Here is a 22,372-nt window from a genome sequence, read left to right on the forward strand (position 1 = left end):
ATATTCTTTTGCAAGACAAACTTACGCTACCCAATTGTTAAGAATCCTTTCACTCGGAGGTCGTTCGTGTCGTATCGTCTTCGGCAGGCTTATTGTCAAAAACGCCCGAATTGTCGCCGACGCCATCATGCACCAAGCCTTTGGCTGCCTTACTTTGATCGCCTTCCCCGGCTTCACCGTTTACGAATTCGTCGTAAGTTGTCCGATGGTCGAATGGGCGTTTGCCCAATATTTCTTCCAAATCGGCTTGGAAAAGTATTTCCTTTTCGAGCAATTTCTCGGCCAACGCAATGAGTCCATCTTGTTTATCGAGCAATAGCCTCTTGGTCTTTTCATAGATATCGCTGATCAGCTTGCGCACTTCCTCATCAATAAGTTCAGCCGTTTTTTCAGAATATGGCCGTTGGAATTGATTTTCCTGGTTATCGTTGAATGAGATGTTACCTACTTTCGCATTCATGCCGTATACTGCCACCATGGCGTAGGCTAACTTCGTAATGCGTTCCAAATCATTTTGTGCCCCGGTGGAGATTTTACTGAATGTGATGTCTTCGGCCACACGTCCACCCATGGTCATGCATAGCCCATCGATCAATTGTTCGGTGGTATATAGAAACTGCTCCTTGGGTAGGTATTGGGCATACCCTAATGCCGCCACCCCACGTGGCACGATGGACACCTTCACCAACGGATCGGCGTGCTCGAGGAACCAACCGGCGATGGCATGACCAGCTTCATGGAATGCAACGATACGCTTTTCCTCAGGAGAAATGATTTTGTTTTTCTTTTCCAAGCCACCTATTACCCGGTCTATCGCATCCTGAAAGTCATGCATCTCAATCGCCGCTTTATTGCGTCGGGCGGCAATAAGTGCTGCTTCGTTGCACACGTTGGCAATTTCAGCGCCTGCAAACCCGGGGGTTTGCGCGGACAATTTCTTGGCGTCCACCTCGGCTGCCAATTTCAGCGGTTTGAGGTGGACTTTGAAGATCTGCTCCCGACCCACGAGGTCAGGCTTGTCTATGGAGATTTGCCTATCAAACCGGCCAGGGCGCAGCAGAGCCGAATCAAGCACGTCCGGTCTATTGGTGGCTGCCATGATAATAATGCCTGAATCGGTACCAAAACCGTCCATTTCCACCAGTAGCTGGTTCAGCGTATTTTCCCGTTCGTCATTGCCACCCATCACGCTGTTCTTTCCTCGCGCACGCCCTATGGCATCAATTTCGTCGATGAATATGATACAGGGTGCCTTGTCTTTGGCCTGGCGGAAGAGGTCTCGCACACGCGATGCACCTACACCGACAAACATTTCCACGAAATCCGATCCCGAAAGTGAGAAGAAAGGCACTTGGGCTTCTCCGGCAACGGCCTTAGCAAGTAGGGTCTTCCCTGTACCCGGTGAGCCCACTAACAATGCCCCCTTCGGAATTTTCCCGCCCAAATTCGTGTATTTCTTTGGGTTTTTCAGAAAGTCTACGATTTCCATCACTTCCTGCTTCGCTTCTTCGAGACCTGCCACGTCACTGAACGTAATCGCTACCTGTGATTCTTTATCAAAGAGGGTGGCCTTGGATTTGCCGATGTTAAAGATTTGACCGCCGGGGCCACCGCCACCGCCGCCCATCCGCCGCATGATGAAAACCCAGAATACGATAATCAATAGCAGCGGTAACATAATGGAAAAAATCCAGCCCGTCCAGGCGTTGGTGCGGTCTTCCAACCGCAGTGACACGCGATCAGTCGGTGCCAGGTCTTCCTGTGCAGTGGCCAGTTTGCGTTCCAACGCATCATAGGAGCCGTCTGTAAAGAAATACTGAGGTCCGGTGGAAGGGCTCAACGTCAGGTTGTTGTCGCTCGGCCTTACATTTTTATACTTCTCATCGGAGAGTCGGTCCTTCTTAATAAACACCTCCACGAAAAACAGCTCATTTCGTTTATAGGCAATCAAGCGTTCCACGTCACCTTCCTTCAGCATGGTCTCTTCAAACTCCTGATAGGTAATCTGTTTCGCTTTATCGTCAGTAAAAATATATTGCAATGCAAAAAAGCCGAAAATCATCGCCACCCACAGCCACATGATATTGAATCGTGGCGGCTTTGGCGTCACTTTCTTGCTGGGCACTCTCTTCATTCTATCGGGTCCGTTAGGCATACCTTACTTCTCTTTTGTTGTTTTGTTTCCGCTATAAAGTTGTGTATCAATGCAACTTTACCTACGGTTGAATTACGCACTTTGATAATACTCCAATTCGGCATCGCCCCATAGGTCTTCTATACCGTAATGACTGCGTTTATCCGTTTTAAAAATATGTACTACTACATCCACGAAGTCCAGTAATACCCACTCCCCATGCTCCAAACCTTCCTTCCGCCAAGGTTCTTGGTTGAGTGCTTTGAAGACTTCCTCTTCAACACTCTTGGCTAAGGCGCTTACCTGTGTAGAAGAGTCTGCGTGGCAAATTACAAAATAATCTGACACCGAACTACGGATGTTTCTCAAATCAAGCCGCACAATCTCATTCCCTTTCTTCTCCTGCATACCGTGGATAACGACCTCCGATAAGCGAGATGACATGGCTGATTTTTTGTTTTTTATCATTAAAAATAATTATAGTTTTGGGCAATGTTACCCTTTAATTCCATTCGTATTGCAAAGTAACACATTTTCGGGATTATTTGAAGGACAAAATGTTATTACATTACAGCGGGTCCCTTCCACCAACGAATACCTCAAGGAAGAACTGTCAAAATCCACGCCACTTACCGAAGGCACTGTAATAATGGCAGTTGATCAATATGCTGGCAGGGGGCAGAAGGGTACGCTGTGGCAAAGTGAGCCGGGGAAGAACCTGACATTTAGTATGCTGCTTACGCCTGCTTTTCTCGATCCCAAGCACCAATTCATGTTAACAGCAGCCATCACTTTGGCTGTCGTCCATTGGCTGGAATCGGTGTTGGGCGTTGTTGTAAAAGTGAAATGGCCGAACGATATCTATATTGGCGATAAAAAAATCGGAGGTATCCTGATTGAGAATATTTTGAAAGGAAATCAGTGGAAGTCCGCGATTGTCGGTATCGGTATTAACGTGAATCAAACCCTATTCCCGGATGCAATCCGTGAGCATACCACCTCAGTCAAGCAAATTTTACATAGAGATTGCCAAATACCCGAATTATTGACCGACCTTTGCAAGCAGATTGGACAAGCGTACTTTTCGCTGAAAGCAGGCCGTTTTGAGACACTGTTGGCCAGCTATGAGCAGCGACTCTACCGGTTGGGCGAATTGCACCCATTCCTTGTAGATGGGGTGAAGGTGGCCGGTGTGTTGGACGGAGTCGCCGAAACGGGGCGTTTGCGGATTGACTTTAATGGCCATTTGGTAGATTTTGATATCAAGGAAATAGCATTTGTCATTTAAGCAAGATTACTTAACTTTGCTGCGCAAACACCGAACACTGCTGTTGGAATTAAACCCCAGACAGTAAAGCGAGTCTTTAATTTTAAAAACAACACTTGAATGATTATGAGAAAATTAACATTAGCGTTAGCTATCTTGTTTGTTGCGGCAACCGGTGTTTCTGCGCAAATTTTGGAGCCCGTAAAATGGCAATTTGGCGCCAAAAAGATCAATAACGATGAAGCAGTGGTGTTCATGAAGGCTACCATCGACAAAGGTTGGCACATTTACTCCCAAAATATCGAAGAAGGTGGACCGATAAAGACCTCTTTTACGTTCAGCCCTTCAAACGAATACGCATTGATCGGCAAGCCCGCGGAGCCGAAGCCGAAGAGTAAACACGAGGAGGTTTTCGGCATGGATGTGTCCTACTTCGATAAAGAGGTCGTCTTTCAGCAAAAGATCAAGCTAAAAAAGGGGAGCACCACAGTTAAAGGTGCCGTTGAATTTATGGCTTGCGATGCCAACCAGTGTCTGCCGCCCGATGAGATAGCATTTACAGTGGCTGTCAAATAGTCGACCAGAAAAAGAAATCAGAAAAAAGGCAGCGCACTGCCTTTTTTATTATGTTTGCAACCTTTTTAACGTATGTTGTTCATGAAACGTATTCTTCTTACGTTATCGTTACTTGTCGGCTTTGCCTGTATAATCGCTCCAACTGCGCTTGCACAAGACACCTTACTTGATTTCGACGACGTTGAGTTTACCGATGGGCAAGATACGGCATCCGAATACCTAGATGTGCCGGATGATGTGGTATTTACCGACGGTCAGGATGTGGCTGAAACTGTGGTGGACTCAACCACATCAAATGTAGGCAGTGGTACCGACGGAAGCCCACAAACCTTATGGGGCATCTTCATTGCGGGCATCATCGGGGGGTTCGCCGCTTTCTTGATGCCATGCATCTATCCGATGGTTCCGCTTACGGTTTCGTTTTTCACCAAGCAGAGTGGCACACGATCGAAGGGTGTCGTCAACGCATTGTTGTACGGCCTTTTCATTATCGTCATTTATGTAGCGTTGGGGATGCTGGTTACCTTGGTGTTTGGAGCGTCAGCACTCAATGAGGCGGCGAGCAGTGCTTGGTTCAACCTCCTGTTTTTTGTCATCATCATCATTTTTGCGATTTCTTTTTTAGGTGCTTTTGAAATCACACTGCCCTCCCGATTTGTCAATAAAATGGACGAAAAATCCAATAGGGGTGGGCTGCTTGGATTATTCTTCATGGCCTTTACGCTGGCTTTGGTGTCGTTTTCGTGTACAGGCCCCATCATTGGCTACCTGTTGGTTGAAGCCGTGTCTGAGGGCGCACTGATGGGACCGGCCATTGGCATGCTTGGGTTTTCCGTAGCACTGGCTATACCATTCATGATATTTGCCTTTTTTCCGTCGTTGCTAAAGGAAATGCCCAGATCTGGCGGTTGGCTCAATACAGTTAAGGTATCGTTGGGTTTTCTGGAGCTCGCCCTTGCGTTCAAATTCTTGTCAAACGTCGACCTCGCCTATCATTGGGGAATCCTTGATCGTGAGGTGTTTTTAGCTATCTGGATTGTTATCTTCGGTTTATTCGGCCTGTATCTGTTGGGTAAGCTGAAGTTCTCTCATGATAGCTCTGTGCCCTACATTTCAATTCCACGCTTGTTTTTCGCTATTGCTATGCTGTCCTTCACGGTGTATATGGTACCCGGCATGTGGGGTGCCCCACTCAAGGCTTTGAGTGCGTGGCTTCCACCCTCGCCTACGCAAGATTTCAATCTGCATGGTGTCGGATTTGCAAGCTCCACTCCTCAAGCAAGCAATGCCATTGTTAAAAAATACGGCGATGTCTTCCATGCACCACATGGTATTGATGCTTTCTACGATTACGATCAGGCGCTTGCATATTCTAAACAAGTGGGTAAACCCGTCCTCTTGGATTTCACTGGATGGAGTTGTGTGAACTGTAGGAAAATGGAAGAGTCGGTCTGGCCGGATCCACAGGTGTTGAAACGATTGAAGGAAGATTATATCCTGGTGTCCCTGTACGTGGATGACCGCACCGAACTGGAGCCTGATGAACAGTATGTGTCTGAGTTCAGTGGAAAGAAGATTCGCCGTGTAGGCCAGAAATGGTCAGATCTACAGGCATCTCGGTTTGGCACCAATGCGCAGCCTTATTACGTCATCGTCGATAGTGATGGGAAGCAATTGGTGCCGGCACAGGCATATAACGAAGACATACAGAATTACATCGTTTTTTTGGATAGCGGCATCGCTTCATACCAGGCAAGTACATCAAACTGAATAATATATAATAAACGCATGAGCAACATCAAAAATATTGCTGTATTCACATCTGGAGGAGATGCACCGGGAATGAATGCCGCGATACGCGCGGTCGTCCGCACTGGGCTTTACTACAACCTTAACGTCTTTGGAATCGGTCGTGGTTACGATGGTATGGTCCATGGGGATATTTTTCCCATGGATGCCAAATCGGTGGCCAATATCATCCAGCGTGGCGGTACCATTTTAAAGACGGCACGGAGCGAGGAGTTTAGGACGGCATCGGGGCGGCAACGCGCCTACGAAAACCTCCAAAAGCAGGGTATAGACGGACTGGTAGCCATCGGTGGTGACGGCACATTCACAGGAGCAACCAAATTCATTGAAGAGCATAACATTCCGATTATTGGGCTGCCGGGTACAATCGACAATGACTTGGTGGGCACGGACTTTACCATCGGTTACGATACGGCTATCAACACCGTTATCGAAGCCGTTGATAAAATCCGCGACACGGCTGAGTCGCACGACCGGGTATTTGTTGTGGAAGTAATGGGGCGTGACTCCGGCCTCATCGCCCTGAGATCGGGTATTAGTGTAGGAGCCGAATGCGTGCTCATCCCCGAAATTAAAGTGGATTACGAAGCCATGATGGATCGACTCGATCGGACCAGGAAAAATAAAGCTTCACGGGTGATTATTGTGGCAGAAGGTGAAGACGCGGGCGGAGCTTTTGCAGTGGCCGAACGGATAAAAGAGCGCTTTCCGCATTATGACATGCGGGTATCCATACTCGGGCATATTCAACGGGGCGGCAGTCCCACCTGTATGGATAGGGTATTGGCCAGTCGGTTGGGAGTTGCTGCTGTAGAGGCGCTCCTCGAGGGGCGGCGTGGAGAAATGGCAGGATTGATACATGGACAAGCCACATTCACTCCATTCAGCAAGGCCATCAAACACCTTGGTGGCATCAATGACAACTTACTTCGTATTGTCGATATCTTGTCGTTGTAATAGACAGAACGGATTACATCAAGAATACAAGACGCCGTCTCAAAATATATGGGGCGGCTTTTTTGTGATTCGGTTTTCTGCCGCTAATGGCTTGGTTTTAGGAGTAACGCTGACAGTCGCAGACTTGGCAACTTGGTGATGGTTTGCTGAAAACTGGTCTTGAGGTAAGTCAGGATAGTACGGGTTGCTTTTTTTTAGGTATTACCTATTTTTGACATTGGGTTATTATTGTATCTCACCAATTACCGATTATAAACTGCATATGTACAGCTATAAAGATAAGGCAGACGCTGACTTGTTTGATATGCTAAGGGGCGATGACGAAGGAGCTTTTACGGAATTGTACAATCGTCATTGGAAAAAGCTTTTTGTGGCTGCTGCAAGTCGAACCATCCGGCTTGAAGATGCAGAGGAAATTGTGCAGGATATATTTACGGCACTCTGGCGCAGGCGACAGACCTTAAACTTAACCTCAGAACTAACACATTACCTTGCCGTCTCCGTAAAATACCGAATTATCGTGACGCTGGATAAGTATTATAATCAGGAACGGTATATTGATTCGATGCTATACAAAGAACAAGTAGACGATTCCACTCAGGAAGGGCTTGCCTTTAACGAGCTTACGGAGGAGCTCGCCAAGCATGTACAACAACTTCCTGAAAAATGTCGATTGGTATTTCAACTAAGCCGAGATGAGGGCTATTCCCAGAAGCAGATTGCTGAAACCCTACAGATTTCCGAAAAAACCGTTGAAGCGCATCTTGGGAAGGCGTTCAAAACGTTACGTGCTAAGCTGGCCAGCTTCATGATGACATTGTTATAGCGTGCCTGTACGCAAACATATCCCATTCTACGCAATCCTATCTTTCGTGGGGCCTTTTCCTAAAATCCTGATCCGTGGAACATCGCCCGTATATCAAGCGTGTTCCATGGACGTCAAAAAATAGTTCAATACGGACTAAGGGATTTACTTCGCTGTCTATACATACTAGTAGAGAGATATTATTATGACCGATAATAAACGATATCAGGAATTGGCATCCAAGTGGCTCAACGGTACCATTACCGAGGACGAAAAATCGGAATTTAGGGCATGGTATAATGCTCATGTGGACGACCAGTTTGAACTACCGTTATCATTTGCAAACAATGAAGAAGAACTGAAATCACGGATTCTAACAAAAATCAGGGAAAACGTAAAACAAGAGTCCTTTTATACGGTAAAACCTCGTCTGCGGTGGGCAATTGGTATTGCAGCATCTCTATTTTTGGTCCTCTCTATCGGTGTCTATCTACGATATGGAAATATGCAGCAAACTATCGACAGGCAATTGACCGAAGAAGATGTGCAACCGGGAGGTAATCGGGCGACGCTGATGCTGGCAGACGGGCGTGTTATCGATTTAAGTGCCAACCAATCGGGCATCGTGATTGGAGATGAGCTAACTTATGGCGACGGAAGTGCCATTCTGGAGCATGAGCTCCAACCGCAAGGTGATCCCTCACGATTCATGGGCATTTCTACGCCAAAAGGGGGGCAATATCAAATTGTATTGCCGGATGGATCCAAAGTTTGGTTGAACTCGGCTTCCTCGTTGACATACCCGGCAGCGTTTTCCCAAGATAAACGGGAGGTGACGCTTGAAGGAGAAGCCTATTTTGAGGTGAAGCGGATTTCGCCCAATATACCTTTTAAGGTTATAAGCGGAGGCCAGGTCGTCGAAGTCCTCGGTACCCGGTTCAATATCAACGCATATAAAGACGAGGTAGCGATAAAAACGACATTGGTAGAAGGTTCTGTCGCTGTGCACCGCAATGCAACCGAGAGGCAGGTAGCCAAAGAAATGATTCTCGTGCCCGGTGAACAAGCTGTGTTAACGGATAAGGGTCTACAGGTAAATAAGGTGGATACGGAAGCGTTTACCGCTTGGAAGGATGGGTATTTTTACTTCCATGATGCAACAATCCGAAGTGTATTGAAAGAATTTGGCCGTTGGTATGATGTTGATATCCAATATGAGAAGGATGTAGGTGACAGTGATCTTTTTGTGGGAAAGATACCTCGGGAGGTCAGTTTGGCTACTGCACTACAAGTGATAAAGGGAACGGGAGTTCGCATCGACTTTCGGGAGCCGCAACGATTGGTTATTATTAAAGACTCTATAGGGGATTGATTTGCTTTTGAATACAAATACTAACTAAGATAAACATCGATAAAATGTATAAAACATTGACTGACCTAACAATTAAAAGAAAAAAGAATCGTGAAGTGGGGTTATGGACTGTTGTATTGTGCTTCGCCTGGATTTTTCCATTGGGATGCGGGGATCATGCTCAGAAAACATCAAAAGATAATCAGTTTGCGGATCACGTGCGCACCACGGAATTCCAGACCCCTGAGGAGGAAATGGCTGGTTTCAAACTTCCTCCCGGTTTTGAAATCACGTTGTTCGCTTCGGAGCCTGATATTACCAAGCCGATCAACATGGAGTTTGACGACCAAGGAAGACTATGGGTTACGCAGTCATCTGAGTATCCGATCGCGGCAGGCCCCAGTACAGGAAAGGACCGAATCTCGATTTTAGAAGATAGTGACGGCGACGGAAAGGCGGATGTATTTACACATTTTGATGATAACCTGAATATACCGATCGGCATTATGCCCGTATCCGACGGTGCGGTTGGATTTAGCATTCCAAATATCTATCACTTGAAGGATAATGACAACGATGGCAAAGCTGACGAGAAAGAGGTACTTGTGGGGCCATTTGGATTTAAGGATACCCATGGCATGGTCAATAATTTCATCCGCGGATATGACGGGTGGATTCACGCTTGCCATGGTTTTACCAATATTTCAACGATCGCTGGTGCAGACGGTGACTCGGTTACGCTGGTTTCAGGCAATACCTTCCGTTTCCGTATCGATGGGAGCCGGGTGGAACAGACCACGAACGGGCGGATCAACCCCTTCGGTTCGGCCATTGACGAACGGGGATACCTGTATTCCGTGGATTGCCATAGCAAGCCGATCTTCCAGCTGATCCCGGGTGGCGATTATCCCCAATGGGGCCGGAAGGATCCCGCCATCGGCTATGCACCGGAAATGATGAGCTATGAGCTGGGATCCACGGCTCTTGCCGGATTGGTTTATTATACGGACCAGCAGTTTCCGGAAGCGTACCGCCATAGCTTTTTTACAGGGGACGTTGTCACCTGCCGGATTGACCGCAACACGGTGACCTATCAGGGAACCACTCCCATCGCAAAAAAGGAAGACCCGTTTTTAACCAGCGAAGATCCATGGTTCCGGCCGGTGGATATCAAAACCGGGCCTGACGGCTCACTGTATGTCGCTGACTTTTATAATCGCATCATTGGTCACTATGAAGTGTCGCTGGATCATCCCGGGCGCGACCGGCTGAGCGGGCGCATATGGAAAATCACCTATACGGGCAAGGACAAAGGCACCTTGCCCGTCAAAAATTGGGCGAAGGCGGACCTGAACGAGTTGATCGAGGGGCTTAACCATCCGCATTTGGCAACGCGTTTGAAGGTGGCTGACCGGCTGGTTGAAGTTTTCAAAGACAAGGCCGTAAAACCGGTGCTTGAACGGGTATCGTCCGCGGGTTCATCACCCACGGAATACATCCATGGATTGTGGGTACTGCACCGTCTTCACGCGTTACCCGAGTCCATTATCGACCAAGCACTGCATCACGGGCAGCCCATCGTCCGTCAACATGCATTACGCATACTGGCAGAGTCGGAAAAACTCACCGATGCGCAGCAACGTACCGTGCTGGCAGCACTTGCAGACAAGGATCCGTTCATCCAGCGTACAGCATCCGAAGTGCTGAGCCGCTTTCCTGATATCGCCCACGTAGATCCATTGCTGACCTTGTATGTGAACTGTCCCGCAGAAGATTCACACCTGAAGTATACGGCATTGCTGGCTGTCCGTAATAACCTGCGGGGAACCGGAGTAGCCGAACAAGCTTCAAAGATGAAATGGGATGAAGCCAAACTGGCCACCATCGCTATCGCCATGCGGGATGTGCCATCGCAGGCCGCTGCAACGTTCGTACTGGACTATGTGCTTCACCACGATATACCGCATGAAGCATTACAGAAAAATCTTGAATTTATTGGAAGGTACGCCAGTGCTGCGCAGCTATCACAAATTGTACCGATTATTACGGAGAAGTTTGCAAATGACAAACAAACCCAGCTTTCGCTGTTTCTCAATATTCAGGAAGGCGTTGCCCAACGAGGCTTGGCTATTCATCCACGGCTAAAGACCTGGGGTAGCCAACTTGCTGATTATTTTCTGAACGAGATGACAGACGGCCAGGATAGCTGGATGAGTAAACCTATGGAGAATCGTCCTGAAGATCTCAGCCCTTGGTCGACGTCGGACGCTTTTCTTACCCAGGTAATGCCTGCTTTCCGGATTTATCTGAGCGAGCGCAATGGGTACAAGCCGAGGGCTACCCTTTACACCAGGCCGTTTACGCTACCCGCCGAAATCAGCATGAATGTGTTTGATAATGACGTGCACAATACGGAAGAAAAAGCGGGTACGTCGAAAAATACTGTGCGCATCCGGTTGGCGGGTAACGACCAGGTCATTGGCGAATACCGGATGAAGCAGGATACTAAAATGGAGTTTGATGATCTGATTAAACCGGCTACGTTTGATTTAAAGGGGCATGAGGGGAAGATGGGGTATATTGAGGTGGTGGATAGCTCGGAGACCGGTTCCATCGGCATTGGGAAGCTGGAGCCGGCCGTTGTCGAAATGCCGCCCTACACACCATCCGACGTGGACGCGTTGCGGCAAAAGGCTGCTGAGATAGCCGGAAACTTCAAAATAGCAGGTTTAAAGGACCGTCTTGTTCAAATCGTTAAAGCACCATGGGTGAATCCCGATACGCGGTTAGCCGCCGCCAATGCATTGGCCGGCATGTCCGCGAAGGGAGATGCCGAATTGCTGGGTAAGATCTTTGTGGATAAATCGGAGCCCGCCCTGCTAAGAGAACGCTTGGCGGCCATTCTGGGGCAGTTGCAACAGGGGCAGACCCAGCAATACCTTCAAGAGGGGCTGAAAGGGAGCGCAAGACCGGTACAGCTCGCGGCAACCACCGCATTGGCGGGATCGCCGAGGGGAATAGAGTTGCTGCTTCAAACCATAGAGGGTGGAAAGGCCGCTGTTGATTTACTCACGGAGTTCAGGGTGAAAGAGTTGCTTGATGCAAACGCCAAAACCGATCAACAGGCACGTATTAAAAGCTTATTGGCCAAAGGAGAAGATGAGCGAGAGGCCCGAAAAAAGCTGATCGAGGACCGGATCGCCGGTTTCAAAGAGACCGGAAAGCGTCTGGAAAAAGGTCGCGCGCTGTTCGAAGCAAATTGTGCCATATGCCACCAAATCGGCGGAACGGGCGGCATGATCGGTCCGCAGCTTAATGGTATCGGAAATTGGGGTGTGCGGGCCCTGTCGGAGAAAATATTGGATCCCAACCGGAACATTTCCGAATCATTCCGTACGTATAATATTGTTTTGGACAATGGAAAGCAGCAGACCGGGTTGTACCGGAGAACCGAAGGGGAGGTGATGGTTTTTGCAGACATCAGCGGAAAGGAATTCAAAATAGCCAAAAAAGACATGAGGTCCTACACGCCATCGCCTTATACATTGATGCCCGACCATTTCAGGCATATTCTTTCGGAAGAAGAATTTGGAGCATTGCTGGAATACCTGCTGAGTGTTAACTAATATTATAAAAACGAGGAGATGATCATGAAAAAACCAACTGGAATGATGTTGATTATGCTGTTGATCACATTGGCTAGCATCAGCTGTATGGGGCAGCCTGCCAAAGATGGAGAGATCCTGTTTGACAAGCACGTGCTCTGTGACACGTTTGTTTCGGAGGGAGTGACCGTTGCGGACGTCAATAAAGACGGGCATTTGGATATCATTGCCGGTGCCTATTGGTTTGAGGCGCCCACGTGGAAGCAGCATGAACTAGCCGCACCGCAGGCATTCGCGTATGACAAAGGTTATAGCAACGCTTTTCTGCATTTTGCGCTTGATGTTGACCAAGATGGGTGGGTTGATATGATTCGGGTAGATTTCCCGGGTAAGGCGGTAGTTTGGCATCAAAATCCGGGAAACGAATCCGGGTACTGGGAGGAACACCTTATTTATGGTGCTTTCGGAAATGAGACGCCACTTTTTGTGGATATGAATGGCGACGGCCGGCCGGATCTGGTAGGCAACGATCCGGAAACCGAAGAAGTGATCTGGCTCCAAACTCCCAATGAACGCGGAAGTACGAGCTGGAAAAAACACGTGATCAGCAAAGAAGCGGGGCTTGGTACGCATCAATTCACGCACGGACTCGGTGTAGGGGATGTCAACGGCGATGGCCGTTCAGACGTATTGATTACGAAAGGCTGGTGGGAGGCGCCTGCCCAAGATAGCGGACACCTCTGGCAGTTCCATCCGGCGGATTTCGGAGAAGATTGCGCGCAGATGCATACGCTAGATGTGAATGGTGACGGTTTAGTGGATGTAGTCAGTTCATCTGCCCATAATTACGGCATTTGGTGGCATGAGCAGCAGCCTGACAATGCGGGCGGTTCCCGCTGGGTAAAGCACGTGATAGACAGCACGTTTTCGCAGAGCCACGCGCTTACCCTAAAGGATATCAATGGCGACGGGTACCTGGATTTGGTAACCGGCAAGCGTTTCTTTGCCCATAATGGGCATGACCCCGGCGAGTTTGAACCTGCTGTGCTGCACTGGTATGAGTATATGCCGGATGGACCGCCCTTTTGGCGCGCACACCAGATTGATCATGATTCTGGTGTTGGCTTACAGGTTATCGTAGAAGACGTAGACGGAGATGGCTTGCTTGATATCGTTGTTTCCAATAAAAAGGGAGTATTTTATTCACAGCAACAGGGTAGAAGTGAATAATGGATACCAAAAGAAAGGGGGTTAATAAGGCGAAATCAGTGACAACAAGATGATTCAGCAAAAGATGCCGGCAGTGGGTGGAAGCACTACCGGCTAATGTGAGCGGATCATGATCAAATAGCACGATTAGATCGTGTTGAAAAAGAAAAGACCAAGATAAACTCAAACATTGCAAAATTATGTATTTAAATGGATTTGGCAAGCGGCTGAAATGCCTTTGGCTGCTGCCTCATGTGGCATCTATAAGAATGGTGCCGAGAACACAACAACGAATGCTAATTATGAATCTTTCCTTATTTTCTTTGGCTTTTGTATGTTTTCAGGTTGCGTTTGCCGGAAAAATAGCTGCACAAAAAGTCACACTTCAAGAGAAGGAGGCAACGGTTGTTCAGCTATTGAAAAACATAGAGAAGCAGACGGGTTTTACTGCCTTTTACAGAAAGAAGGATATCGATGAAACCAAACGAATTAGCGTCAATTTACGTGAGGTCGATTTGCAAAAAGCACTTCATGTAATTTTTCAAGAATTGGCATGCGATTATGAGATTCGGGAGCGTATTATCATCATACGTAAGGGCGAGGAAAAAGAATCCAGCGAAAAAAAGGTAAAACACGCCGAAAAGATAGAAGAAGTACAACGGGAGGTGGTTGGTAAGGTTTCGGACCAATCTGGAGACCCATTGCCAGGGGTGACGGTTTCCTTAAAGGGCACACCAATAAGCACAGTAACCGACGAAGACGGAAATTTTAGGATTAACGTGGAAAAAGGTCAGCTATTGGTCTTCACAAATGTTGGTTACGAGGCACATGAGGTCATCGTCAATGACCAGAACAATTTACAGGTTGTATTAATTGAAGCGTTAGCGGATCTTGATGAAGTAGTTGTCGTAGCTTTTGGTACCCAAAAGAAAGCCACCATTACTGGCGCAATTACCTCGGTGGGTCAGAAAGTAATCAAATCGATAACAACCTCCGATTTATCTAAAGGATTGGCCGGGCGGCTTCCGGGAGTCAGGGTGGTGCAAAACTCCAGTGAACCGGGATCTTTTGATACCAGATTCGATATCCGTGGGTTTTCCGACCCGTTGTTTATCGTTGATGGTATGGAAATGGCAAAGCGGGATTTTGTCAGGTTAAATCCCAATATCATAAAGGATATCAGCGTTTTGAAAGACGCCTCGGCTGCCGTATACGGAGTAAAGGCTGCAAATGGTGTTGTACTCGTCACCACCCAAAAGGGTGAAGTGGGGAAACCTGTAATCAGCTATTCAGGGGATTACGAGATCCAGTCATTTACCAACACGCTGACACCGTTGGATGCTTACCATTATGCCGTATTGAACACAGAAGCGGAAATCAATAACGGTATCCCGCCGAATGCGACAACTTTTAGCCCCGAAGATATCCAAGCTTATAAGGACGGCACCAAACAGAGTACGAATTGGTACGATTTAGTAACGAGACCGTATGCTGATAAGCAACGACATAATATCAGTGTAAACGGGGGCAGTGAACGTATCCAATATTTTACTTCCATCGGTTATACTGGCGAAGACGGGATGTGGAGAAGCGGTGACCTTAATTATAAAAAGTACGACTTAAGGGCAAGTGTGACCGGTGAGATTACCGACAATCTGAAAATGAGTTTAAGCATTGATGGAATGCAGGACCAAAAAAACGAACCGGGTGCTCCCGCATTTCTGCCCGGAGTAATCGGGAGTATGTATTTCTCACTTTTCATGCAAGTTCCAACGAATCCTGTCTATGCAAATAACAATCCAGAATATCTGCAGGATTCTTACGACGGGCAGCATCCACTCGCGATATCCAATGCCGATATCGGAGGTTATACACATACACAATTAAAGACTTTTCAGGGAAATTATACGGTAGATTATGAGGTGCCTTTCATTGAAGGGCTTAATGCCAGCCTCCGGTACGGTTATTATAACCTGGAGCAATATATAAAAAAATGGGCCCCAAAATTCCAGATGTATTCTTATGAAGAATCTACCGGGACATACCGAAACACAGCGACAAAGAATGATCCTGCAAACCTGATGGGTAATTATACCACCATGCAGCGCCATACCTTGTACGGACAACTGAACTATGCCAAGTCGTTCTTAAAGAACAACCTCAACGTCACGTTGGTTTTTGAGCAGAAACAGTTAAAAAACGATAATTTATCCGCTTACAGTGAATTTGACGCCAACGTTGACCAATTTTTTGCGGGCACGCGTAATCACCGCGTCACTTCTGCCGATATTTACGAATTCAATAATCAAAATATCATCAGCAAAGTCAACTATAACTACGATTCAAAGTATCTTTTGGAATCCGGATTTAATTTTGGGGGATCGTCACAATTCCCTGCGGACGGTAGGTGGGGTTTTTTTCCGTATGCGTCTGCAGGCTGGGTGATATCGCAGGAAAGCTTTTTCAGACCAATGTCGTCTGTAATTTCTCAATTGAAATTACGGGGATCATGGGGTAAAATGGGCGATGACGGCGCGGCCGCTTTCCAGTTTCTGGAAGGCTACGACTATCCCAGCGGAACGTATGTCTTTGACGACCGGATTACTCGGGGTCTTGGTTTCAGGAGCATTCCCAATCCCAACCTGACCTGGAGCACAAGTGTTACAAAAAACATTGGATTGGATTTGGATATCAAAAACAGGTTTGTTTACCTCAATCTTGATTTCTTCCAACGGAATCGATCCGGACTGTTGGCCACCCGGACAACCATTGTACCCGGAACCATTGGGCAGTCGTTGTCCCAAGAGAATTTAAACAGCGACCAAATCCAGGGAATGGAAATTGTGGTCGGGCATTCCAAGAGGAAGGGTGATTTTTTGTATGATATTTCGGCCAATATGTCTTACACCCGTGGCCGGCTTACCCATATCGAGCGCAACGCCGATCCGAACTCTTGGGAGAACTGGAGAAACAACGGTACACACAGGTGGACCAATATCGTTTGGGGTTATGATTACGTCGGACAGTTCCAGACCTATGAAGAAATTGTTAACTCTCCCTTACAGGGTAATCATGCGCTTGCCAATCGGTTCCTGAAACCCGGTGATCTCAAATATCGAGATGTGAACAACGATGGCCTAATCAACCGTTTGGATGAGATTCCCATTGCGAGGGGAAATACACCGGAGATCAGCTTCGGTCTTGGCAGTACTTTTAGCTATAAGCAATTCGACCTCGACATATTGTTTCAGGGAGCTGCCAATGTCAATTACCTGAACGATGGGACATGGTATGCACGTGAAGGTATACATTGGATTGGACGCAACGGGCTGATGAAATTTACCGACCGGTGGCATCGCGAAGACTTGTTTGACGTGAACAGTTCATGGGTTCCCGGCAGATACCCATCTACGTATTCGAGAGGGCCGGAATCACCTTCTACCCAATCCAATATCGCCAATTCCACGTTTTGGGTAAACAACTCATCGTATGTGCGGCTGAAAAGCGTAACGCTGGGCTATACGCTGCAAAATGCTTTCCTCGCCAAAGTAGGTGTACAGAGTCTCCGGATCGTGTTAAGCGGGTTTAACCTGGTCACATGGACAGGACTGGAAGATGTGGATCCCGAACGGCTTCAGAACTTGATCTATCCGAATACAAAAACATACAATATTGGTTTGAACCTCCGGTTGTAATCCTTGCAAACAATTATCCAAATAAAAACGACATGAAAACCAAATATATATATGTGTTTACGGGATTATGGTTGATGATGGCCCTTACTTCCTGTAAAGAATTTTTAGACACCAAGCCGTTAAATATCATCAGTGATGAAGACGTATTTAAAGACGAGTCACTGATCTTGTCTTACCTGGCTACACTCTACGACGCATTGCCCATGGACAATTTTGGCAATGCGATGCAAGGCCCCAATGAAAGTGCCGGTGGCATGGGTAGTGGAGGTGATTTTTGGGGATACAGCCATGTACGGAGGGTCAATGCGTTGTTGGAAAAGCTGCCAGAGTCACCGCTCAATGAACATCTCAAAACGGTGCTGATGGGAGAAGCGAAATTCCTAAGGGCCTATTACTATTTCGGTATGGTCAGGCGTTATGGTGGGGTACCAATTATCGAGGTGGTACAGCAGTACACGGGCGACGGCGATATTGGTGTGTACCAAGTACCTCGCGATAAAGAGGTGGATGTGTATGATTTTATCCGTGAAGATCTGACCGAGGCAGCAGCATTGTTGCCCGAGACCAGTAGCAAAGGTAGAGCGACGAAATTCAGTGCGCTGGCCCTTCAATCAAGGGCCATGTTATACGCTGCGTCATCGGCAAAATATGCTCCGGTCCAACTAAATGGAATCGTGGGTATCGCTGAATCAGAGCAAAACAGGTTCTGGCAAGCTGCGTTTGATGCGGCGGCGGCAGTCATCAATTCCCAGGCGTTCTCATTATATCAACGACAAACTGATTTAGCCGAAAACTTTGCACAGCTGTTTTTGGATGATAATAACCCCGAAGCGATGTTAATCCGGTATTACTCGTATCCCGAAAAAACGCACAACTACGATCGCGACGTGATACCCTTCGGCGTTCGCGGACCAGACGGTTACGGTTCGGGAGTGGGCCCGGTATTGGAGTTCGTGGAACAATTTGAACTGAAGGACGGATCGCCGGGAACATTGAAAATCGGTACACCCAGCGCACCTATTTTTTATGACCATCCCATGGATCTTTTTGCTAATCACGATCCCCGCCTCTTGGGTACGGTCATTCTACCCTCCAGTCTGTGGCGGGGCGAGGAAATAGATATCCAAGCGGGGCTCTTCGATCAAGGTGTTAAAATCGAGTCGGGTGATCCCAATGTAAGGTATAACCCCACGACCAAGCGGATTGACGCCAATGGGACAATTAAAGTGGTCGGGTCGAGTGGTTTCGGGTCGGAAAAGACGCAGACGGGATTCTATTTAAGGAAGTATCTGGACAATACGTTGGCGCGTGCAAACGTGCGTACGAATGGTTCTTCCCAACACTGGGTTGCGTTGCGCTATGGTGAAGTATTGTTGAATTATGCGGAAGCAGCTGTTGAGCTCGGGAAAATTACAGAGGCCAAAGAGGCTATCAACGAAATCCGGTCGAGGGCGGGAATCATTTTGCTCACGGATGGGGAAGTTACCATCGACCGGGTTCGGCATGAGCGATTGGTGGAGCTTGGCTTCGAAAGCCAAAGCCTATGGGATTACAAACGCTGGCGGTTGACAGACAGGTTATATAATAACTCGCCCGCCGGTGTGCTTAAATGCTATTTTGATATACAGGCAAATGCTTATCGATTCGAAACGTCGACCGTGCCGAATGTCTTTAAAACATTTGTGCCCACGTCCTATTATACCGCCATACCAGCATCTGAACTGGCGGCCAACCCTAATCTTGTACAAAATCCGGGATATTAAACTATTGTGATATGAACAGCTTACGAATTATTGTTATCGTATTATCGACACTTTCCGTTTCTTGTAGTATTGATAATTATGATCCGCCCAATGGGGGGATTCACGGAAAATTGATAGATAAGATCACCAATAAAAATTTTCAAACGCAGCAGCCCAATGGATACAATGTACTGTTATTTGAAAAGGGTGGATCACAGAATATCCCGCTGGTCATAACCGGCAAGCCCAATGGTACTTTTGAAAATTCCAATATTTTCCAAAATGAGTATAAAGTTATCGTTACTGAAGGTGCTTTTTTTCCAATGGATACGGTAATTGTGCAGATCGGAGAACGAACAGAGGTTGACTTCGAAGTTATGCCCTATGTGGCACTAACCGATGTCGATGTGATTGCCTCCACAGGAAAAATCATAACCACTTACAATATTGCCAGGCAACAGGCGGGCGGGAAGATACTGGACCGGATGACGCTAGTGTCCGAAATCCCTACCGTTAATAATGTTGTCTTTGATTATCGACGAATCACCGATTTGTCGACTGTGGACGACCAAGAGATACTGGCAGACACGTTTGTTGACGAAATTGACGGATTGACCTCGGGCAAGAAATACTACATACGCGTAGCCGCTAGAATTCAGTCGGCACTTGGCCGGTATAATTATAGCGAAGCTTTTGAAGTAACTATACCGTAAATAGAATCTTGCCAAACGAAAGAGGTCGTGTCATAAATGAAGGACGCCCCAAAAGTTATACAAAAAAACTTTTGGGGCGTGCTATTTACAGTTATCGACGTGTCAAATCACTCGTTCATTGCAGTAATTCGGCCAGTTTGATGTGCAGATCCTCACCCCGCAGGTTCTTGGCGATAATCTTGCCGTCCGGATCAAGCAGAAAATTTGCCGGGATACCTCGTATGGCATATTGCTCTACCACATCAGACTGCCACCATTTCAATTCGGATACGTGCGGCCAGTCTTGCAAACCATCATCATGGATTGCCTTCATCCAGGCGTCTTTTGCCCCGGGGCGATCGAGTGACACACCAAATACGGTGAAATTTTTATCCTTGAAGGCTTGATACGCGGCTACAACATTGGGGTTTTCCTGGCGGCAGGGACCGCACCAACTAGCCCAAAAATCGACAAGTACGTATTTACCTCTGAGGGAGGAGAGTGCTATGGAGGTGCCGGCCGTATCGGGCTGGCTAAAATCCGGCGCAACGGCACCGATCTCCAGTCGCTTACTATTCGCTAGTTGTGCTGCAATTGCCTTCCCTTTTTCCGAATTCTTCAGCGCTGCGGATAAGCCATTGAAAGCCGGTTCGATAACATCCTGGGCATGCTCCGTTTCCAGGTAAGGCAAGAGCAAGTCGAGGCTGACCACGCTGGCGGGATAGTCGTTGATGTACTTGAAGTCGATGGCTTTCTGCTCCTCCTGGATGGCCATCGCTTCCGCTTGAAGGCCCTGCATGAATGTCGGGTCCTGCTTCTGTTCATCGGGGGCGGCCACGTACCGTGCCATCAGGCCGCCCATTTTTGTCTGCACAGGCGCTAATGTTTTATGATACACAGCAAAGTCTTTATTGGCATCACCACCCTTTATCGACGCATTTACCAATGAATCGGCAGCGGTAAGCTCGATAGCCCCTTTTTCCAAATAAAGCTCCACACGGTCGGGATCTTCCATCTGGCGGATATCCCCGCCCTCATGGGCAAGAAGCACCAATGCCCGCGAAGGGCCGTCCACGCTACCATGGAATTTGAATTCCCCATCGGATACGTCTGCCGAATCCAATAAAGGCCCTGCAGCCGTGCGGTAGCTGAGGTATGCTTTTGCGGGCGTATTCAAGGTGCCTACTTTTGCTGTTATTGTAAAATCTTCTTGTGCAATCCCCATCATGGGCAATGCTGCCATTGCCGCTAAAACCAGTGTCCTCATGTTATATATTTTGTTATGTGTGCAAAAATAATGTGATTACCATCTGCCGCTGGCGCCACCGCCACCGAAGCCACCACCTCCAAAGCCGCCGAAACCTCCGCCACCGCCACCAAAACCGCCTCCACCTCCAAAACCACCGCCGCTTCCACCTCGGCCGAGGCCGCTTAGGAGTGTCCACCACAATAAATCAGAAGCACCTCTACCGCCCATTACCTTACCGCCGCCACGGCCGCCACCACCACGTCCAAGTAGGGACACCACCACAACGATGATGATGATAAGTACGAAAAGCGAGCCAAACCCACCGCCATTGTCACCCTTTTTTTTCGGGGGAGCCTTGTATTCGCCTTTGGTATAAGAAATGAGTGCGTCAGTAGCCCGATCAATCCCTGTAAAATAGTCCCCCTGCCGGAAAGCGGGTTTGATTTCATCCTCGATAATCCGATAGGCAATCGCGTCGGGTACAGCGCCCTCCACACCATATCCTGTCTGGATAGTCACGGCGCGGTCACCCAAAGCCACCAATAGCAATATGCCATTGTCGTGCTCACCTCCCCCGATTCCCCAGCGTTGGGCCAACCGTACGCCGTAGTCGGCGATATCGTATTGGCCGGTAGACTGCATCACCACTACCGCAATTTGAGTGGAAGTACTGTCATCGAAGGCCACCAATTTACGCTCCAGCTGTTCTACCTGCGGAGCGGAGAGCGTATTGGTATAATCATTGACCAATTTATTCGGTGTTGCCGGGAAATCTTGTGCCCATACCACATTCAAGCATAGCAGGGCAAAAGTCAGTATTGATAAATGCTTAATCTTAATCGTTTTTACCATCGCCAAAGGCTATATCATTAGGCAGCTCGTTCACATCATCATCCTGTCGCGGGAAGAAGCGCTGCAATTGCTCCCCGGCATGCACAATCCCCTCAATAAGTCCCTGTACCAAGTCACCTTGCTTAAAATGCCGCAACATGAGTTCCTTGGTTTCTTCCCAGAAATCCGGAGATACCTTGGCGTGGATACCAGCGTCTCCGACTATGGCAAACTGGTGGTCGTCCGTGGCGATATAGATCAATACGCCATTATGCTGTGCAGTTTTATCCATACCCAACCGACGGAAATACACGGCCGCCCGATCCATTGGCTCGCCCTTGCAGTGGGGTTCTACCGCCAAGCGGATTTCGCCCGATGTACGCCCCTCCGCAAGTTGGATGGCATGCACGATCTTTTCCTGTTGTTCTTCGGTAAATGCTTGCATAGTAC

The 22,372-nt window shown here is 47.9% G+C and carries 16 protein-coding genes; 11 read left to right on the forward strand and 5 right to left on the reverse strand.

Annotation, left to right across the window (positions count from 1 at the left end; translation table 11 throughout):
- Positions 1-49: 49 nt before the first annotated feature.
- Together ftsH and rsfS are read right to left on the reverse strand one after the other, a co-directional pair.
- Positions 50-2,134 (reverse strand): ATP-dependent zinc metalloprotease FtsH, encoded by a 2,085-nt coding sequence (gene ftsH / locus IEV98_RS03950; protein WP_188504604.1) that lies wholly within the window; start codon positions 2,132-2,134, stop codon positions 50-52.
- Between the two features lie 93 nt (positions 2,135-2,227).
- Positions 2,228-2,602, reverse strand: a complete 375-nt coding sequence (gene rsfS / locus IEV98_RS03955; protein ID WP_188504605.1) for a ribosome silencing factor — start codon at positions 2,600-2,602, stop codon at positions 2,228-2,230.
- Between the two features lie 49 nt (positions 2,603-2,651).
- Here rsfS and IEV98_RS03960 point away from each other — a divergent pair, with 49 nt between their 5' ends.
- The 11 genes from IEV98_RS03960 (at position 2,652) to IEV98_RS04010 (ending at position 19,863) form a co-directional block, all read left to right on the forward strand.
- Positions 2,652-3,422, forward strand: coding sequence for a biotin--[acetyl-CoA-carboxylase] ligase (locus tag IEV98_RS03960; RefSeq protein WP_229738553.1), 771 nt, complete (start codon positions 2,652-2,654; stop codon positions 3,420-3,422).
- 105 nt (positions 3,423-3,527) lie between these two features.
- Positions 3,528-3,977, forward strand: coding sequence for a protein-disulfide reductase DsbD N-terminal domain-containing protein (locus IEV98_RS03965; RefSeq protein ID WP_188504607.1), 450 nt, complete (start codon positions 3,528-3,530; stop codon positions 3,975-3,977).
- An 81-nt stretch (positions 3,978-4,058) separates the two neighbouring features.
- Entirely contained in the window at positions 4,059-5,747 is a 1,689-nt protein-coding gene (locus tag IEV98_RS03970; protein WP_229738554.1) for a protein-disulfide reductase DsbD family protein, read from the forward strand.
- An 18-nt stretch (positions 5,748-5,765) separates the two neighbouring features.
- Positions 5,766-6,743: a 6-phosphofructokinase gene (gene pfkA, locus IEV98_RS03975; RefSeq protein ID WP_188504609.1), complete on the forward strand. Its 978-nt coding sequence runs from the start codon at positions 5,766-5,768 to the stop codon at positions 6,741-6,743.
- A 262-nt stretch (positions 6,744-7,005) separates the two neighbouring features.
- Positions 7,006-7,569 (forward strand): RNA polymerase sigma-70 factor, encoded by a 564-nt coding sequence (locus IEV98_RS03980; protein ID WP_188504610.1) that lies wholly within the window; start codon positions 7,006-7,008, stop codon positions 7,567-7,569.
- Between the two features lie 184 nt (positions 7,570-7,753).
- Complete coding sequence (locus tag IEV98_RS03985) at positions 7,754-8,920, forward strand: FecR family protein (RefSeq protein ID WP_188504611.1); 1,167 nt, start codon at positions 7,754-7,756, stop codon at positions 8,918-8,920.
- Between the two features lie 44 nt (positions 8,921-8,964).
- Positions 8,965-12,525: a PVC-type heme-binding CxxCH protein gene (locus IEV98_RS03990; RefSeq protein WP_188504612.1), complete on the forward strand. Its 3,561-nt coding sequence runs from the start codon at positions 8,965-8,967 to the stop codon at positions 12,523-12,525.
- A gap of 24 nt (positions 12,526-12,549) precedes the next feature.
- Complete coding sequence (locus tag IEV98_RS03995; RefSeq protein ID WP_229738555.1) at positions 12,550-13,734, forward strand: FG-GAP repeat domain-containing protein; 1,185 nt, start codon at positions 12,550-12,552, stop codon at positions 13,732-13,734.
- Between the two features lie 281 nt (positions 13,735-14,015).
- The gene (locus tag IEV98_RS04000) at positions 14,016-17,408 is read left to right on the forward strand and encodes a SusC/RagA family TonB-linked outer membrane protein (RefSeq protein WP_188504614.1); all 3,393 of its coding nucleotides are present in this window, start codon (positions 14,016-14,018) and stop codon (positions 17,406-17,408) included.
- Between the two features lie 32 nt (positions 17,409-17,440).
- Entirely contained in the window at positions 17,441-19,171 is a 1,731-nt protein-coding gene (locus tag IEV98_RS04005; RefSeq protein ID WP_188504615.1) for a RagB/SusD family nutrient uptake outer membrane protein, read from the forward strand.
- Positions 19,172-19,182: 11 nt separating this feature from the next.
- A complete protein-coding gene (locus IEV98_RS04010; RefSeq protein ID WP_188504616.1) occupies positions 19,183-19,863 on the forward strand; it encodes a DUF3823 domain-containing protein in 681 nt (226 codons plus the stop codon).
- A gap of 115 nt (positions 19,864-19,978) precedes the next feature.
- Here the strand turns inward: IEV98_RS04010 and IEV98_RS04015 are convergent, their stop codons facing one another.
- The 3 genes from IEV98_RS04015 to IEV98_RS04025 are packed head-to-tail and all read right to left on the reverse strand — an operon-like array spanning position 19,979 to position 22,367.
- Positions 19,979-21,109, reverse strand: coding sequence for a TlpA disulfide reductase family protein (locus IEV98_RS04015; protein ID WP_188504617.1), 1,131 nt, complete (start codon positions 21,107-21,109; stop codon positions 19,979-19,981).
- Between the two features lie 36 nt (positions 21,110-21,145).
- A complete protein-coding gene (locus tag IEV98_RS04020) occupies positions 21,146-21,943 on the reverse strand; it encodes a TPM domain-containing protein (protein ID WP_188504618.1) in 798 nt (265 codons plus the stop codon).
- Positions 21,927-22,367, reverse strand: coding sequence for a TPM domain-containing protein (locus IEV98_RS04025; RefSeq protein ID WP_188504619.1), 441 nt, complete (start codon positions 22,365-22,367; stop codon positions 21,927-21,929). The genes IEV98_RS04020 and IEV98_RS04025 overlap by 17 nt, the downstream gene beginning before the upstream one ends.
- Positions 22,368-22,372: the final 5 nt, after the last annotated feature.

It is taken from the genome of Parapedobacter pyrenivorans (genome assembly GCF_014636865.1).
Taxonomy (GTDB): domain Bacteria; phylum Bacteroidota; class Bacteroidia; order Sphingobacteriales; family Sphingobacteriaceae; genus Parapedobacter; species Parapedobacter pyrenivorans.